The 15,252-nt window shown below is 59.8% G+C and carries 12 protein-coding genes; 6 read left to right on the top strand and 6 right to left on the bottom strand.

The genetic code is table 11. From position 1 onward, the window contains the following. Positions 1-371: 371 nt before the first annotated feature. Positions 372-1,181, bottom strand: coding sequence for a 5-deoxy-glucuronate isomerase (gene iolB, locus KHQ28_RS17555; protein WP_004177654.1), 810 nt, complete (start codon positions 1,179-1,181; stop codon positions 372-374). A gap of 18 nt (positions 1,182-1,199) precedes the next feature. Then, positions 1,200-2,705 carry a CoA-acylating methylmalonate-semialdehyde dehydrogenase gene (locus KHQ28_RS17550; protein ID WP_032418141.1) on the bottom strand — a complete coding sequence of 502 codons (1,506 nt, stop codon included), beginning with the start codon at positions 2,703-2,705 and terminating at the stop codon, positions 1,200-1,202. Between the two features lie 351 nt (positions 2,706-3,056). Here KHQ28_RS17550 and KHQ28_RS17545 point away from each other — a divergent pair, with 351 nt between their 5' ends. Both KHQ28_RS17545 and KHQ28_RS17540 read left to right on the top strand, forming a co-directional pair. Beyond that, positions 3,057-3,878, top strand: a complete 822-nt coding sequence (locus KHQ28_RS17545) for a TIM barrel protein (protein WP_023284519.1) — start codon at positions 3,057-3,059, stop codon at positions 3,876-3,878. Between the two features lie 98 nt (positions 3,879-3,976). Further along, positions 3,977-5,479 (top strand): helicase HerA-like C-terminal domain-containing protein, encoded by a 1,503-nt coding sequence (locus tag KHQ28_RS17540; RefSeq protein WP_002886957.1) that lies wholly within the window; start codon positions 3,977-3,979, stop codon positions 5,477-5,479. 48 nt (positions 5,480-5,527) lie between these two features. Here KHQ28_RS17540 and lptG read toward each other — a convergent pair whose 3' ends face one another. Continuing rightward, positions 5,528-6,610 carry an LPS export ABC transporter permease LptG gene (gene lptG, locus KHQ28_RS17535; protein WP_002886956.1) on the bottom strand — a complete coding sequence of 361 codons (1,083 nt, stop codon included), beginning with the start codon at positions 6,608-6,610 and terminating at the stop codon, positions 5,528-5,530. Then, complete coding sequence (gene lptF, locus KHQ28_RS17530) at positions 6,610-7,707, bottom strand: LPS export ABC transporter permease LptF (protein WP_002886955.1); 1,098 nt, start codon at positions 7,705-7,707, stop codon at positions 6,610-6,612. The genes lptG and lptF overlap by 1 nt, the downstream gene beginning before the upstream one ends. 389 nt (positions 7,708-8,096) lie before the next feature. On the opposite strand from lptF, the gene pepA reads away from it, so the two are divergent. The 4 genes from pepA (at position 8,097) to KHQ28_RS17510 (ending at position 13,650) form a co-directional block, all read left to right on the top strand. Then, positions 8,097-9,608, top strand: a complete 1,512-nt coding sequence (gene pepA / locus KHQ28_RS17525) for a leucyl aminopeptidase (RefSeq protein ID WP_002886954.1) — start codon at positions 8,097-8,099, stop codon at positions 9,606-9,608. A gap of 119 nt (positions 9,609-9,727) precedes the next feature. Beyond that, on the top strand, positions 9,728-10,171 hold the full coding sequence (gene holC, locus KHQ28_RS17520) for a DNA polymerase III subunit chi (RefSeq protein ID WP_002886953.1): 444 nt from the start codon (positions 9,728-9,730) through the stop codon (positions 10,169-10,171). Next, positions 10,171-13,026 carry a valine--tRNA ligase gene (locus KHQ28_RS17515; RefSeq protein WP_198070778.1) on the top strand — a complete coding sequence of 952 codons (2,856 nt, stop codon included), beginning with the start codon at positions 10,171-10,173 and terminating at the stop codon, positions 13,024-13,026. Before holC ends, KHQ28_RS17515 begins: the two co-directional genes overlap by 1 nt. A gap of 120 nt (positions 13,027-13,146) precedes the next feature. Further along, positions 13,147-13,650 (top strand): GNAT family N-acetyltransferase, encoded by a 504-nt coding sequence (locus KHQ28_RS17510; RefSeq protein WP_004152275.1) that lies wholly within the window; start codon positions 13,147-13,149, stop codon positions 13,648-13,650. Positions 13,651-13,931: 281 nt separating this feature from the next. Here the strand turns inward: KHQ28_RS17510 and miaE are convergent, their stop codons facing one another. Next, positions 13,932-14,696: a tRNA isopentenyl-2-thiomethyl-A-37 hydroxylase MiaE gene (gene miaE / locus KHQ28_RS17505; RefSeq protein WP_032418143.1), complete on the bottom strand. Its 765-nt coding sequence runs from the start codon at positions 14,694-14,696 to the stop codon at positions 13,932-13,934. Positions 14,697-14,754: 58 nt separating this feature from the next. Further along, the gene (gene rraB / locus KHQ28_RS17500; protein ID WP_002886947.1) at positions 14,755-15,177 is read right to left on the bottom strand and encodes a ribonuclease E inhibitor RraB; all 423 of its coding nucleotides are present in this window, start codon (positions 15,175-15,177) and stop codon (positions 14,755-14,757) included. Positions 15,178-15,252: the final 75 nt, after the last annotated feature.

Here is a 15,252-nt window from a genome sequence, read left to right as displayed (position 1 = left end):
GCCTTCCGGGAACGTCTCAGCGATTTTGAGGCCGTCAGCACCGGCAGTTTCAGCAACAATGGTGAATAAATTAACGGCAGGTCGCACGAACCGTATGCCGGGCAAGGCGTGAGCCGCCGCCCGGCATAAAAGCAGCACCGGGCCTGGGGTATAGGAGCTTACGGGAGGAGGCCGTAGGCCGGATAAGCGTAGCGCCATCCGGCACAAAGGCGGGTATGGCGCCGGAGGTATCCTCCCCGGCGGCGCTGCGCTTGCCGGGTCGGGGAGTGGGATTCCGCGGAGCGTTTCGCGAAAAAACACCCGTCGCCCTCAAACAGGAAGGCCGGTTAGCATCGCTAACCGGCCTTCTTTATCCGCTTCTGCACCGCGCGTCAGTCGTGGCGCGGGTACTCCGGCGTGTTGATCCAGGCGTGGTCATCTTCCCAGGTAAACAGCCATTTCCGATCCGGCCCGGCCATCACGTTCAGATAGTAGCTATCGTAACCTGCAATCGCTGCCACCGGATGGTAACCGCGCGGCACCATCACCACATCGTGGTTGTAGGGCGCCATACAGGCGTCCAGGCTGCGGTCGTCGGTGTAGACCCGCTGGAAGGCAAAGCCCTGCGGCGGATCGAAGCGGTGATAGTAGGTTTCTTCCAGCTGCGTCTCTTTGCCCGGCTGGGCGGTATCATGCTTATGCGACGGCCACGAGCTGGTGGCCCCCTCGTCGGTGTAGACTTCCACCACCAGCAGGCAATCCGCCTCGGCGCTGTCCGGCAGAATATTATGCACCCGGCGCTGGTTGCGCCCTTTCCCACGGTGCTCTACGCCGACGTCTTCCGGCCGAATGAGGCGTGCCGGGAAGCTGCCTTTGCCCGGCGCGCTGCATACTGCCAGCTCCAGATCGGAATCGGCGGTTACCTCGACTTTATCCTGCGGCGGGACGTAGACCGACCACGGCGGGGTGCGTTCAAACGGCGACATCCGTTTACCGAGATTCGGGAAATCGGCATGTTGCGTTTTCACCGACGCCAGCCCAGCGACCAGCACCAGGCACAGCTCGCGATCGCCGCTCTCCAGCGTCACGGTCTGCCCTTTTTTCAACATCCAGACATCAAAGCCGATATAGCGCCAACCGGCGCTTTGCGGCGTAATATGCTGGATCTGTCCCTCTTTTCGCGATTTAGCCAGTAACGACATGGCGCTCTCCTTCGCCGATTAACCTAACGTCGGCATGCTGAATTCAGATACGGTCTGCTGCCCTGCCGGCCAGCGTACGGTGGCGGTCTTCATACGCGTGTAGAAGCGCACGCCGTCCGGCCCGTGGACGTTCAACGCGCCAAACACCGAGCGCTTCCAGCCGCCGAAGCTGTGGAACGCCATCGGCACCGGGACCGGCACGTTCACCCCGACCATCCCCGCCTGCACGTCGTGGACGAATTCACGCGCGGTGTGGCCGTTGCTGGTGAAAACGGCGCTGCCGTTGCCAAACTCATGGCTGTTGACCAGCTCAAGGGCGCTGTCATAGTCCGCCGCGCGCACAATCCCCAGCACCGGGCCAAAGATCTCTTCACGCCAGATGGTCATCTCCGGGGTGACGTGATCGAACAGGGTGCCGCCGACATAGTAGCCCGTGTCGTAACCCGGCACGCGCAGTTTGCGGCCATCGACCACCAGTTTTGCCCCTTCGCTTTCGCCTTTATCAATATAGCCGAGCACTTTTTTCTGGTGGGTATCAGACACCACCGGTCCCATCTCGTTCTCTTCCTGGCCACGCATGCAGCCCGGGCCTACTTTCAGCGCTTCCACCAGCGGCTTCAGGCGGGCGATCAGTTTGTCGGCGGTTTCATCTCCCACCGCCACCACCACCGGCAGCGCCATGCAGCGCTCGCCTGCGGAGCCAAAAGCGCCGCCCATAATGGCGTTAACGGTGGCGTCGAGATCGGCATCCGGCATCACAATCGCGTGGTTTTTGGCGGCGCCGAAGGCCTGCACGCGCTTGCCGTGGGCGCTGGCGGTCTTATAGATATACTCCGCCACGCCGGAGGAGCCGACGAAGCTCACCGCCGCAATACGCGGGTCAGTGTACAGCTGCTCAGCAGCTTCATTGCTGCAGTGCACGACGTTAAACACGCCGTCCGGCAGACCGGCCTCTTTCAGCAGCTCTGCCAGACGCACAGCGGCCGTCGGCGCCAGCGCGGGCGGCTTGAGGACGAAACTGTTGCCGCAGGCCAGCGCCAGCGGGAACATCCACATCGGCACCATCGCCGGGAAGTTGAACGGGGTGATCCCTGCCACCACGCCCAGGGGCTGCATCAACGAGTAGCTGTCGACGCCGGTGCCGACGTCAGAGGAGTATTCGCCTTTAATCAGGTGCGGGATCCCGCAGGCGAATTCGACCACTTCCATACCGCGGGTCAGCTCGCCCAGCGCATCCGACCACACCTTACCGTGCTCGCTGACGATGATCCCCGCCAGCTCTTCCACGTGCTGCTCCAGCAACATTTTGAAGTTGAACAGCACGCGGGCGCGGCGCAGCGGCGTGGTACGGGACCAGCTGTCAAACGCATCGCGAGCAACCTGAATCGCCTCGGAGACTTCCTGCGCGGTTGACACCGTGACTTCGCGCACCGCTTTGCCCGTCGCCGGGTCGTACACCGGCATCGTTTCGTTGCTGCTGCTAATAACGGTTTTCCCGCCAATAAAGTTTCCTGTGATCGTCATGTTCTCGCCTCATAGTGAAGGGGGCCAGCGCACACCGGCCCGTCGCTGATTCTGCTGTGCTATAACCGTAGTAAAATGAAATTTATATTTCAACATTGTTGTGAAATGAAATTTCATTTTGGTGATAACAGTCGCATTTTGCACTAACCGGTCGCCTGTGCGCTTCCCGCATCGCGCCTCGTTGCCCTCGACGCCAGGCTTCCCGCCGCTGTCGCGCCGGTAGTCGGTGCCGGTGATATTTTGCGAGACAGCTCAAACATTCATCATTTCCATTCTTGCTAATTTTGGAATAAACGTTTTGACTGTTAGCCAATTGAACGAACCTACCCCCTCTTCCGTCAGGAGTGTCCTATGGCCATCGCAATGCAACGTTTTTGTATTAACCGCAAAATCGCGCCAGCGCTCAGCATTGAAGCGTTTTTCCGTCTGGTGAACCGTCTGGGCCTGAATAAGGTCGAGCTGCGCAACGATTTACCCAGTGGAAAAGTGACCGACGATCTGAGCCATCAGCAGGTGCGCGAGCTGGCGGTGCGCTACCACATCGAGATCCTGACGATTAACGCGGTCTACCCCTTTAACCGTCGTAGCGAAGAGGTGCGGCAGTTGACCGAATCGCTGCTGAAAGAGGCCCAGGCCATCGGCGCCAAATCGCTGGTGCTCTGTCCGCTCAACGACGGCAGCGAGGTGCCGGCCAGCGAAACCCTGGGCGCCCTGCGCGACCTGGCGCCGCTGTTCGCCTTCTATGGCATCCACGGCCTGGTGGAGCCGCTGGGCTTCCCGCAAAGCTCGCTGCGTTCTGCGCACCAGGCGCAGACGCTGATCCACGACGCCCGCGTGCCGTTTAAGCTGCTGATCGATACCTTCCATCACCATCTTTACCCGCAGGCGGCGGACGAGTTCAGCCAGGTGGAGGTGGCGGATATCGGGCTGGTGCACCTTTCAGGAGTTGACGATAGCCGTCCGCGCGAGCAGCTCACCGATGCCGAGCGCATCATGCTAACCCCGAAGGATCGTCTCGGCACCTGCGAGCAGGTTAAAGCGCTGGAAGCCCGCGGCTATCAGGGGGTGTACGCTTTTGAGCCCTTCGCCCCCGAGCTGGCGCAATGGAGCGAAGCGGATATCGAGCGCGAAATTGAGCAGAGCATCGCGCTCATCCAGCGCCACTGCGCCTGAGACCCTCACGGTACAGCGTGCGCGGCGCGTGACGATTTTCCCAACGCCGGACGACGAGGTTGCCTATAATCGTCGCAGGATAAATGGAGGAATCGACCATGAGCTCACCCCTGTTGATTGCGCGCACGCTGGATAACGCGCTCTATTTACTGCCCGCGATGGCCAACCGCCATGGGCTTATCACCGGTGCGACCGGCACCGGTAAAACCGTCACCCTGCAGAAACTGGCTGAGTCGTTCTCGGAGATTGGCGTGCCGGTATTTATGGCCGACGTCAAGGGCGACCTGACCGGCATTGCCGCCGCGGGGCAGAGCTCAGAGAAACTGCAGGCGCGGCTGGAGAAGATCGGCGTCAGCGACTGGGAGCCGCACGCCAACCCGGTGGTGCTCTGGGATATCTTTGGCGAGAAGGGCCACCCGGTGCGGGCGACGGTCTCCGATCTCGGCCCCCTGCTGCTGGCGCGCCTGCTCAATCTCAACGAGGTGCAGAGCGGCGTACTGAACATTATTTTCCGCATCGCGGACGACCGCGGCCTGCTGCTGCTCGACTTCAAAGACCTCCGCGCCATCACCCAGTTTATCGGCGATAACGCCAAGTCTTTCCAGAACCAGTACGGCAATATTAACAGCGCCTCGATCGGCGCCATCCAGCGCGGGCTGTTGACCCTGGAGCAACAGGGCGCCGAGCACTTCTTCGGCGAGCCGATGCTGGATATTGCCGACTGGATGCGCGTCGATGCCAGCGGTAAAGGGGTGATCAATATCCTTAGCGCCGAAAAGCTCTACCAGATGCCGAAGCTGTACGCCGCCAGCCTGCTGTGGATGCTCTCCGAGCTCTACGAGCGCCTGCCGGAAGCCGGCGACCTCGATAAACCGAAGCTGGTGTTCTTCTTCGATGAGGCGCATCTGCTGTTCAACGACGCGCCGCAGGTGCTGCTGGATAAAATTGAACAGGTGATCCGCCTTATCCGCTCCAAGGGCGTCGGCGTCTACTTTGTCTCGCAGAACCCGGCGGATATTCCCGACGCAGTGCTCGGCCAGCTGGGCAACCGCGTGCAGCATGCCCTGCGCGCCTTTACGCCGAAGGACCAGAAGGCGGTGAAAACCGCCGCCCAGACCATGCGCGCCAACCCGGCCTTCAGTACCGAGCAGGCGATCCAGGAGCTGGGCACCGGCGAGGCGCTGATCTCCTTCCTCGATGAGAAAGGCAGCCCGTCGGTGGTCGAGCGGGCGATGGTTATCGCCCCCTGCTCGCGAATGGGGCCGGTCAGCGATGACGAGCGCAATGGTCTGCTGAACCACTCGCCGCTGTACGGTAAGTATGAGGAGGAGGTGGACCGCGAGTCGGCTTTCGAAATGCTGCAGCAAGGGGTGCAGGTCGCCACCGGGCAGCAGTCGGCTCCGCCGGCGAAGGGCCAGCAGAACGGCGATGACGACGGGCTGCTTGGCGGCCTGAAAGATATCCTGTTCGGCAGCACCGGCCCGCGAGGCGGTAAACGCGACGGTATCGTGCAGACCGCAGCGAAAAGCGCGGTTCGCCAGGTCACCAATCAGATCGTCCGCGGCATGCTGGGCAGCCTGCTGGGCGGACGCAAGCGCTAAAAAAAAGCCCCCTCATCGCTGAGGGGGCTTACGTTTCAGGCTTACCCGCTAGGCCTTGCGCATCATCAGCCAGAGGCTTATCAGGAAGAAGCTGGCGCTCGGCAACAGCGCGCCGATGATCGGCGGTATGCCATAGACCAGGGTCAGCGGGCCGAAAATCTGGTCGAGGACATAGAAGATAAAGCCGAAGCTAATCCCCGTCACCACCCGGACGCCCATCGGCACGCTACGCAGCGGGCCAAAGATAAACGACAGCGCCATCAGCATCATCACCGCCACCGAAAGCGGCTGGAAGATTTTGCTCCACATATTGAGCTGGTAGCGTCCCGGATCCTGGCCGCTGGACTTCAGGTATTTCACATAGTTGTGCAGCCCGCTGATCGACAGCGCATCCGGATCCAGGGCAACCACGCCCAGTTTGTCCGGCGTCAGGTTGGTTTTCCAGGTGCCGCTCACCATCTGCGACCCGGTCACCTGCTTTGGATCGGTCAGGTCGGATTCATCCACCTGCGACAGACGCCACACTTTATTTTCGCTATCGAATTTTGCCGAAGCGGCATAGCGCACCGACTGTAAACGACGCTCCGGGTTGAAGGCATAGATGCTGACGCCCCCCAGCTCATCGTTGCCTTTCACCCGTTCGATATAGACAAAGTTGTGGCCATCTTTCGCCCACAGCCCCTGCTGGGTTGAGAGCAGCGAGCCGCCGTACATCTGCTGGGCACGGTAGTTGCGCGCCATCTGTTCGCCCTGCGGCGCCACCCACTCGCCGATGGCCATGGTCAGCAGCACCAGCGGGATCGCGGTTTTCATTACCGCCAGCGCTACCTGCAGCCGGGTGAAACCGGATGCCTGCATCACCACCAGTTCGCTGCGCTGGGCCAGCATCCCCAGCCCCAGCAGCGCGCCAAGCAGCGCCGCCATTGGGAAGAAGATCTGGATGTCCTTCGGCACGCTGAGGATGGTGTAGAGACCAGCGCCCAGCGCATCGTAGCTGCCCTGCCCGGACTTTTTCAGCTGATCGACAAACTTGATAATGCCGGAGAGCGACACCAGCATGAACAGGGTCATCATGATGGTGTTGAAAATCGTCTTACCGATATAACGGTCAAGTACGCCAAACGCCTGCATCAGGCCGCTCCTTTATTAAAACGGGCGCGGAAGCGGCGCATCGGCACCGTGTCCCACAGGTTTAACAGCACCGCCAGCGCAAAATAGAGCAGGTTAATCGCCCACATCCAGATAGCCGGGTCCATTTTGCCTTTGCCGCCGTTCGACTTAATCGACGTTTGCAGCAGGAAGAACACCAGGTAAAGCAGCATCGCCGGCAGCATCGACAGCACGCGGCCCTGACGCGGGTTCACCACGCTGAGCGGCACCACCATCAGCGCCATAATGAAGACGGTCGCCACCAGCGTGAAGCGCCAGTGCAGTTCGGCGCGCGCGCGGTCGGTGTGGGTTTTCCACAAGGTGCGCATATCCATCTGTTCGGTGTCGTCCGGATCGGCGCTCACCGCCTGGTGGCCGATAATAGCCTGATAGTTATTGAAGTCGGTAATGCGGAAGTCGCGCAGCATCGCGGTGCCTTCAAAGCGGGTGCCCTTGTTGAGGGTCACCACCTGCGAGCCGTCTTTCTGCTGCGACAGCTCGCCGGAATCCGCCACCACCACCGAGGGGCGCGCATTGCCTTTCGGACGCAGCTGGGCAAGGAAGACGTCATGGAAGCGGTTGCCGTTGACGCTTTCGATAAACATCACCGCGTTACCATCGCTGGCCTGCTGGAACTGGCCCTGGGCCAGCGCCGCCATACCGGGATTAGCTTTAGCTTCGGCCAGCACTTCGTCCTGATGGCGCGACGACCACGGCCCCGCCCACATAACGTTCACCGCCGCCACCGCGCCGGTGAACAGCGCGAGGATCATCGCCGCCTTGATCAGCACGGCTTTGCTCAGGCCGCAGGCGTGCATCACCGTAATTTCACTTTCGGTGTACAACTTGCCGAGGGTCATCAGCAGGCCAAGGAACAGACTTAACGGCAGGATAAGCTGCGCCATCTCCGGGATGCCGAGCCCCAACAGCGAGAGCACCAGATTGGTTGGGATATCGCCATCCACCGCGGCGCCGAGGATCCTGACTAATTTCTGACAAAAGAAAATCAGTAACAGGATGAATAGGATCGCCAACTGGCTTTTCAGCGTCTCACGAACCAGATATCTTATGATTATCACTATAAATACGCCCGTAAAAACCCGTTTTAGTGCAGGAAAATTGCTTGTTTCATGGCTTAAACGTCATTTATTCTCTTTGGTCGTCGAAAACGTCGCTAAGATTAAATGACTCATCGGTTCTGCATGTCAGGATCTTTTCTGACGAACCCAGGCCTTAATAACGTTAAGATTAACACGAAGTCACCGCAACAGCGGATATGAGTTACGAAAGCTTGCAATTATATACTCAATGGATTTCGAGTTGTAAGAAGGCAGCAGGGCTGTGGCCCCTGGCGCGCACAATGTGCCACGTCAGGGTAAGCAGGCGCAGCCGGCGCATCTGCAACTTGAAAGGCGACGAGTATAGCCGTAGCCACCACTGTTGTCTTTAAGATTCAGGAGCATAGTGCATGGAGTTCAGTGTAAAAAGCGGTAGCCCGGAGAAGCAGCGGAGCGCCTGTATCGTGGTCGGCGTCTTTGAACCACGTCGCCTCTCCCCCATCGCCGAACAACTCGATAAAATCAGCGACGGCTACATCAGCGCCCTGCTGCGTCGCGGCGAGCTGGAAGGCAAACCTGGCCAGACGTTATTGCTGCACCATGTGCCAAACATTCTGTCTGAGCGCATTCTGCTGATTGGCTGCGGCAAAGAGCGCGAGCTGGATGAGCGTCAGTATAAGCAGGTCATCCAGAAAACCATCAATACCCTGAATGATACCGGCTCAATGGAAGCCGTCTGCTTCCTGACCGAGCTGCACGTCAAAGGCCGTAACAACTACTGGAAAGTTCGCCAGGCGGTTGAAACCGCCAAAGAGACGCTGTACAGCTTCGACCAGCTGAAGACCAACAAAAGCGAGCCGCGTCGCCCGCTGCGTAAAATGGTCTTTAACGTGCCGACCCGTCGCGAGCTGACCAGCGGCGAACGCGCCATTCAGCATGGCCTGGCGATTGCCGCCGGCATCAAAGCGGCGAAAGATCTTGGCAATATGCCGCCGAACATCTGTAACGCCGCCTATCTGGCTTCCCAGGCGCGTCAGCTGGCCGATACCTACAGCAAAAACGTCATCACCCGGGTGATCGGCGAACAGCAGATGCGCGAGCTGGGGATGAACGCCTACCTCGCCGTCGGCAATGGGTCGCAGAACGAGTCGCTGATGTCGGTCATCGAATATAAAGGCAACCCGGCTGAGGACGCGCGCCCTATCGTGCTGGTCGGTAAAGGCCTGACCTTCGACTCCGGCGGTATCTCCATCAAGCCTGCCGAAGGCATGGACGAAATGAAGTACGACATGTGCGGCGCGGCGGCGGTGTACGGCGTGATGCGGATGGTTGCCGAACTGCAGCTGCCGCTGAACGTCATCGGCGTGCTGGCGGGCTGTGAAAACATGCCTGGCGGCCGCGCCTATCGTCCGGGTGACGTCCTGACCACTATGTCCGGCCAGACGGTGGAAGTGCTGAACACCGACGCCGAAGGCCGCCTGGTGCTGTGCGACGTTCTGACCTACGTTGAGCGCTTCGAGCCGGAAGCGGTTATCGACGTGGCGACGCTGACCGGGGCCTGCGTGATTGCCCTCGGCCATCACATCACCGGCCTGATGTCGAACCATAACCCGCTGGCCCATGAGCTGATCGGCGCCTCCGAACTGGCGGGCGACCGCGCATGGCGTTTGCCGCTGGCCGACGAGTTCCAGGATCAGCTGGAGTCCAATTTTGCCGATATGGCGAACATTGGCGGCCGTCCTGGCGGCGCGATCACCGCCGGCTGTTTCCTGTCGCGCTTCACCCGCAAGTACAACTGGGCGCACCTCGACATCGCCGGTACTGCCTGGCGTTCCGGTAAGGCCAAAGGCGCGACCGGTCGTCCGGTGGCGCTGCTGTCGCAATTCCTGCTCAATCGTGCGGGTTTTAACGGCGAAGAGTGATGTGACATGCCGGGTGGCGGCGATGCCTTACCCGGCCTACAAACGGCAGCACACTGTAGGCCGGGTAAGCGTAGCGCCGCCCGGCTTTGCATTTAAATCCACAACAAGAAGCCCCATATATGAAAAACGCAACGTTCTATCTTCTGGACAATGACGCCACCGTCGACGGCCTGAGCGCCGTCGAGCAGCTGGTGTGTGACATTGCCGCAGAACGTTGGCGCAACGGCAAGCGCGTCCTGATCGCCTGCGAAGATGAACAGCAGGCGATTCGCCTCGACGAGGCGCTGTGGTCGCGGCCGCCGGAGAGCTTTGTGCCGCATAATCTGGCGGGCGAAGGCCCGAGAGGCGGCGCGCCGGTAGAGATTGCCTGGCCGCAAAAGCGCAACAGCAGCCCGCGGGATATTCTTATCAGCCTGCGGCTAAACTTTGCAGATTTTGCCACCGCTTTCACAGAAGTGATAGACTTTGTCCCTTACGAAGACAATCTGAAACAACTGGCGCGCGAACGCTATAAGGCGTACCGCATGGCTGGTTTCAACCTGAACACGGCAACCTGGAAATAATGGAAAAGACATACAACCCACAAGATATCGAACAGCCGCTTTACGAGCACTGGGAAAAGCAGGGCTATTTCAAACCGAATGGTGATGAAAGCCAGGAGAGCTTCTGCATCATGATCCCGCCGCCGAACGTCACCGGCAGTTTGCATATGGGTCATGCCTTCCAGCAAACCATCATGGATACCATGATTCGCTACCAGCGCATGCAGGGCAAAAACACCCTGTGGCAGGCCGGTACCGACCACGCAGGTATCGCTACCCAGATGGTGGTTGAGCGTAAGATTGCCGCTGAAGAAGGGAAAACCCGCCACGACTACGGCCGCGATGCCTTTATCGACAAAATCTGGCAGTGGAAAGCGGAATCCGGCGGCACTATTACCCGTCAGATGCGCCGTCTCGGCAACTCCGTGGACTGGGAGCGCGAGCGCTTCACCATGGACGAGGGGCTTTCCAATGCCGTGAAAGAAGTCTTTGTTCGCCTGTACAAAGAAGACCTGATCTACCGCGGCAAACGCCTGGTTAACTGGGACCCGAAACTGCGCACCGCCATTTCCGACCTCGAAGTGGAAAACCGCGAATCGAAAGGTTCCATGTGGCACATCCGCTACCCGCTGGCCGATGGCGCGAAAACCGCTGACGGTAAAGATTACCTGGTGGTCGCCACCACCCGTCCGGAAACCCTGCTGGGCGATACCGGCGTGGCCGTTAACCCGGAAGATCCGCGCTACAAAGATCTGATTGGCAAATTCGTGGTGCTGCCGCTGGTTAACCGCCGCATCCCGATCGTGGGCGACGAACACGCCGACATGGAAAAAGGCACCGGCTGCGTGAAGATCACCCCGGCGCACGACTTTAACGACTACGAAGTGGGTCGTCGTCACCAGCTGCCGATGATCAACATCCTTACCTTTGACGGCGACATCCGCGAAAGCGCGGAAGTCTACGACACCAAAGGCAATGAATCCGACGTCTACTCCAGCGAGATCCCGGCGGAGTTCCAGAAACTGGAACGCTTCGCGGCGTGTAAAGCCGTTGTTGCGGCGGTTGACGCCCTCGGCCTGCTGGAAGAGATCAAACCGCACGACCTGACCGTCCCTTACGGCGATCGCGGCGGCGTGGTGATCGAGCCGATGCTGACCGACCAGTGGTACGTGCGCGCGGACGTGCTGGCCAAGCCAGCAGTCGAAGCCGTTGAAAACGGCGACATCCAGTTCGTACCGAAGCAGTACGAAAACATGTACTTCTCCTGGATGCGCGATATTCAGGACTGGTGTATCTCCCGTCAGCTGTGGTGGGGTCACCGCATCCCGGCATGGTATGACAACGACGGCAACGTCTACGTAGGCCGTAGCGAAGACGAAGTGCGTCAGGAAAACAACCTGAGCGCCGACGTTGCCCTGCGTCAGGATGAAGACGTTCTCGATACCTGGTTCTCCTCCGCGCTGTGGACCTTCTCCACCCTCGGCTGGCCGGAAAACACCGACGCCCTGCGTCAGTTCCACCCGACCAGCGTGATGGTGTCCGGCTTCGACATTATCTTCTTCTGGATCGCCCGCATGATCATGATGACCATGCACTTCATCAAAGATGAAAACGGTAAACCGCAGGTTCCGTTTAAGACCGTCTACATGACCGGTCTGATCCGCGATGACGAAGGCCAGAAGATGTCCAAGTCCAAGGGTAACGTCATTGACCCGCTGGATATGGTTGACGGCATCACCCTGCCGGAGCTGCTGGAAAAACGTACCGGCAACATGATGCAGCCGCAGCTGGCGGATAAAATCCGCAAGCGTACCGAGAAACAGTTCCCGAACGGCATCGAGCCGCACGGCACCGACGCCCTGCGCTTCACCCTGGCGGCGCTGGCCTCTACCGGCCGCGACATCAACTGGGATATGAAGCGTCTGGAAGGTTACCGTAACTTCTGTAACAAGCTGTGGAACGCCAGCCGCTTTGTGCTTATGAACACCGAAGATCAGGATTGCGGCTTCAACGGCGGCGAGATGGTGCTCTCCCTGGCCGACCGCTGGATCCTTGCGGAATTCAACCACACCGTCAAAGCGTATCGCGAAGCGCTGGATAACTTCCGCTTCGATATCGCCGCCGGCATCCTGTACGAGTTCACCTGGAACCAGTTCTGCGACTGGTACCTGGAGCTGACCAAGCCGGTCATGAACGGCGGCAGCGAAGCGGAGCTGCGCGGCACTCGCCATACGCTGGTGACCGTGCTGGAAGGTCTGCTGCGCCTGGCGCATCCGATCATTCCGTTCATCACCGAGACCATCTGGCAGCGCGTGAAGGTCATCTGCGGGATCACCGCCGACACCATCATGCTGCAGCCGTTCCCGCAGTACGATGCCTCTCAGGTGGACGACGCGGCGCTGGCCGACACCGAATGGCTGAAGCAGGCGATCGTCGCCGTGCGTAACATCCGTGCGGAAATGAACATCGCTCCGGGCAAACCGCTGGAACTGCTGCTGCGCGGCTGCAGCAAAGAGGCCGAGCGTCGCGTGAACGACAACCGCAGCTTCCTGCTGAACCTGGCGCGTCTGGAAAGCATTACCGTGCTGCCTGCCGATGATAAAGGTCCGGTCTCGGTGACCAAGATTGTCGACGGCGCCGAGCTGCTGATCCCGATGGCGGGCCTCATCAATAAAGAAGATGAGCTGGCGCGTCTGGCGAAAGAAGTGGCCAAAATCGAAGGTGAAATTGGCCGCATCGAGAGCAAGCTGGCCAACGAAGGCTTTGTCGCCCGCGCGCCGGAAGCAGTGATCGCTAAAGAGCGCGAGAAGCTGGAAGGCTACGCGGAAGCGAAAGCGAAGCTGATTGAGCAGCAGGCGGTGATCGCCGCGCTGTGATCCTCCCGCCCCTTGCCACCCGGCAAGGGGCGTTTTTTATGAAACATCCTCGCTTGCGCTTTCCCCTGTCGCGATGTTATTAACATCATCATTCGTCTTTTTTGGGTAATGAGTCATTGTATGAATACGAGCGTCCCCGCGGCGACGTTGCTGCGTCGCATTACGGCGGCAGACAATGCCGCCATCGCCAGGGTCATCCGCCAGGTCTCGGCTGAATATGGCCTGACCGCTGATAAAGGCTATACGGTCGCCGACCCGAATCTCGATGAGCTGTATGAGCTGTACAGCCAGCCGGGCTCCGCCTACTGGGTGGTGGAGCAAGAGGGGGAAGTGGTTGGCGGCGGCGGCGTCGCGCCGCTCGCCTGCAGCGAGCCGGATATCTGCGAGCTGCAGAAAATGTATTTTATGACCAGCGCCCGCGGCCAGGGGCTGGCGAAGAAGCTGGCGCTGCTGGCGCTGGACTACGCCCGCGAACAAGGGTTTAAGCGCTGCTATCTGGAAACCACCGCCTTCCTGACGGAGGCGATCGGCTTATATGAACATCTTGGCTTCGAGCACATTGACGGGCCGCTGGGCTGCACCGGCCACGTGGACTGCGAAGTACGGATGCTGAAAACGCTGTAGCGCCTCGATATCGCAGGCGTCCCCGGTAGCGCTACGCTTACCGGGGCTACAGTTCGGTAGCCCGGCTAAGCGCAGCGCGAGCCGGGGTATGTCCCGGATGGCACCGCTGGCACCTTACCCGTGCTCGCGGTGCCGTTTTTTTGTCGGGTGGCGGCTAACGCCTTACCCGACCTACGGCCCGTACCATTGCGAGCTGAAGCTCTCAACGCTATCTCTCCCCATGGCTACTGAAACTGCCGGTGTTAGCGACTACCGGGGCTACAGGGCCCGAATACCGTGGGTTACGCCGCTACCGGCACACCGCTGTGAAAGCGGAACTCGGCCTCGGGACGGAGGATCAGCGCCGCTTCCGCCTCGCCGAGCTGGCGCACCCGCTCGCTGATATCTTCGCCGGCAATCTTCTGCGCCAGATCCAGATAGTCCTGATAGTGACGCGCCTCGGAGCGCAGCAGCGACAGGTAGAACTTCTGCAGATCGTCGTCCAGCCACGGCGCCAGGGCGGCAAAGCGTTCGCAAGAGCGGGCCTCGATATAGGCGCCGCAGATCAGCTTATCGATCAGCATCACCGGCTCATGCGAGCGCACTTCGCGCCGCAGGCCGCGGGCATAGTTGCTGGCGGTGATTTTGACGTAGGGGATATCGCGCGCCAGCATCATCTCCCGCACCTGCCAGAAGTGATGCAGTTCCTCTTTAATCAACAAAATCATGCTGTCCAGCAGCTGGCGGCCCCACGGGTCGTCGGTCTGCGGCATGGCGCTTTTGTTGATCCGTTTATGCAGAGCGACAAAATCCGGCTCCGGCCCCCGGCGGTAGGTGAAGTCTTCGTACGGCTTCAGGCAGGCCAACAGTTCGTCGGCGTCAGCTTTATCCGCGACGTAGCGACGCACCAGCAGCATGGCGTTCTGCGCCGCTTTCAGCTCGCACATCATATGGTCGGTCAGCAGCAGCGCCAGGTTTTCCGGCTTGCGGGCTTCGTCAATCCACGCCTGCGGCGTCGGGCAGTGCAGGAAGCTGATAATCGGGGAAAGAATCTGCGGGTAATCCATGAAAGTTCCTTGCTATACGGCGGCAGGCGCCGCCGTATCCATCTACGACATTTGCGACTTAGTGGCGAACACCATCGTCGTCTTCATCGACATACTCTTCGTCATCGTCGTCGCCGTCTTCACCGTTCGGGTCCTCATAATAGGTGCCCCAACCGTCATACTCGACGTCATATTTTTCTGCCAGCGTCATCAGCTGTTCCACCTGGGCATCGATCAGGTCTGCGTTCAGCGCGCATTCGCTCAGAATATCGCAGCAGATGACCATGTCACCCTCTTCCACTTCCAGCTCTTCGGGCTCGGTCACTTCGTAGCCCAGCTTGAACGCTTCCACCGCCACTTTCTCCAGGGTTTCGAAATCGTCTGCAGAGAGGTGATGCTCAATCGTGTACAGTGCGTCCGGATCGCTGCCATCTTCCAGCAGCTCTTCGATAATCAGACGCGTCTCTTCACGCTGTTCTTCCAGGTGTTCCGGGTTTGCCATGGCTCGTTCCTCATAATGTGCGGCAGTTATCTCTATTGTCACATACCGCCGTCATTGCCTCCACTTCTCAGTGAA

Source organism: Klebsiella sp. 28, from assembly GCF_018223905.1.
Taxonomy (GTDB): Bacteria; Pseudomonadota; Gammaproteobacteria; order Enterobacterales; family Enterobacteriaceae; genus Klebsiella; species Klebsiella pneumoniae.
Note: the sequence above shows the minus strand (reverse complement) of the source record. Positions and strands in the feature narration are given on the sequence as shown.